Genomic DNA, 2,058 nt, shown 5'->3' on the forward strand with positions numbered 1-2,058 from the left:
CCTTCTCTACGTCATCCTCTGCGGCTCGGGTCTCCTCGCCCGGATGCGGAAGTAGGCACATCGAACCAAGGAAACGTTCTCCTCTCGGCCGGGCCCTGCGCCCGGCCGACCCCTTCGGTCTCGCTTGCGAGACCGACTTTTGAAGCCTCTCCATCTCTCTCAACGAGGTTGCTTTCAACGGCCGGACGGCGATTCGTCCGGCCGATTTTTTCGCCTGCGCCCCGTCCCTTCTTCCGCGCCTTCGTTCTTCCAACTCCTCATCAAAGCCGTTGGGGCGCCTCATCGGCGCCCCAACGTTCACTCACCCTCCGTCACTCCACCGTGATCCGGCTCACGATCCAACCCGGCGCCCACACCGGTTCGGGCCACGTGAGTTCGATCCGGTTTTGAGGCCGATCAACCTCTTCGGTGCCGTCCAAAATCCGGACGAGCGGCCAGCTCACGAACGGGTTCGAAGCGTCCCAAGGCGAGAAGACCGACTGGTCAACGAGCGGCAGCGTCGTTTCGAGCATCGTGCTGAAGAGGTGGAGGTTCGGCACCGCACCAGCGCCGACGCCGCCCGTTGGCGTTCGACTTCGTTCTGAAGCTGCCGGAGCTCACGCCCGGCGTCGCCGCCCTGCGCGGGGAGTCCCGGCACCGTGGGCGCGGCGAGGGCCGCGCCGGAAACGAGCGTGAGGAGAGCCCAGGGGAGAAGACGTCCGGATGCGCCGGATGAGCGGACGGACGGAGCGCGGGAGGTGCGTGAAGCCATGGAAGCCTCCTTGAGGGCGGCTGGGCGGCCGACCTGCCGGCAACGGCGGCAACGGCCGCGGCGGCCGCGTCGACGGGGGAGGCGCCGCGGCCGTGAAGATGGTCCTTTCTTCGAGTGTACGGGGCGCCGCGGCGAAGAAAAGCGGATTCCCGCGCCGCCGCGCGGCGCGCCCGAGAATCCGCGGGTTTTCTCAAGAAAAACAAGCGCAAAGGACTAGGAAACAGTCCCTACCGCAATTACCCGCGCCCGTCGGCCGACAACCACGCGCAGGCGGAACGGACTTCCCTTTCGGGAAGTCTTACCGTGGAAAACGCGCAGTCCTACCGCACGCTCCCCTGATACCGCCCCGAGGCGTCGTAGCGGCGGCCGTTCTCATCAATCCGGCCCTGGTAGCGCCCGGAGGAGTCGTAGATCCGGCCGGAATCGTCCATGCGCCCCTGATAGCGCCCCGAGGCATCGTAGTGGCGCCCGTTCTGGTCGACCCGACCCTGGTAGCGCCCGGCCGAGTCGTACTGGCGGCCGGAATCGTCCATGCGGCCCTGGTAGCGCCCCATCTGGTCGTACTGGCGGCCGTTGTCGTCAACCCTGCCTTCGTAGCGCCCACGCTCGTCGTACCGGCGCCCGGGCCGTTGGTCGTCCCAAACGTCCGCTCGAGCGTCAGAGGGCAGAAGTGCGCCACCCAGCACCGGAAGGAGCAGCACGCCCAAACATTCCTTCAAAGCTTCACGTCGCCGCATCGCCACGTCCTCCCAAGCATCCATTCATGCCCACAGTCTCAAGCCGTAGGCGCCGCAGGGAGTCGCGGGTTTTCACGGATCCGTGCGCTTTTCACCTCGATGATAACTGAACTGACCGGTCAGTTCAAAATGACGAACCCACCAGTCGGGACCAACCACCAACCCACCGCGCCCCCCGGCGCTCAGGAGTCCGTATGCCGAACCGCAAACTCATCATCGGGATCGTGGCCGCAGGCCTTCTGGCCGGGGGCTTCACGTGGCTTTGGACCTCGCGCGAGGCGCCCGCGCCGACGGTCGCGTGGGGGAGCGTCGACGCGCGGCGCGTCTCGATGGCGTTCGAAACCTCGGGGCGCATCGCCTCGCTCGCCTTCGAAGAAGGGGACCGCGTTCACCCCGGCGACCTGATGGGCACGCTCGACGTCACGGCGCTCACGCTGCAGCGCGACGAAGCGCGCGCCGCCGCGGACGCGGCCGCCGCCCAATGGCGGCTCGCGAAGGACGGCTACCGCGCGGAAGAAATCCAGAAGCAGGAAGCGTCCGTGAAGGCCCTTCTGGCGCAGCTCGCCTCCG

General features: G+C 67.2%; 3 protein-coding genes. 1 reads left to right on the forward strand and 2 read right to left on the reverse strand.

Annotated elements, in window-relative coordinates:
- Window positions 1-311: 311 nt before the first annotated feature.
- Window positions 312-539, reverse strand: coding sequence for a hypothetical protein (locus HMPREF9440_RS08325; protein ID WP_040765069.1), 228 nt, complete (start codon window positions 537-539; stop codon window positions 312-314).
- Window positions 540-1,071: 532 nt separating this feature from the next.
- Window positions 1,072-1,488: a transcriptional initiation protein Tat gene (locus HMPREF9440_RS08330; RefSeq protein WP_148516583.1), complete on the reverse strand. Its 417-nt coding sequence runs from the start codon at window positions 1,486-1,488 to the stop codon at window positions 1,072-1,074.
- A 194-nt stretch (window positions 1,489-1,682) separates the two neighbouring features.
- Between HMPREF9440_RS08330 and HMPREF9440_RS12180 the strand changes: the two genes are divergently transcribed.
- Window positions 1,683-2,058, forward strand: a 376-nt coding sequence (locus HMPREF9440_RS12180) for an HlyD family secretion protein (RefSeq protein ID WP_008543276.1), incomplete at its 3' end; no start/stop codon positions are given.

This window comes from Sutterella parvirubra YIT 11816 (assembly GCF_000250875.1).
GTDB lineage: Bacteria > Pseudomonadota > Gammaproteobacteria > Burkholderiales > Burkholderiaceae_F > Sutterella > Sutterella parvirubra.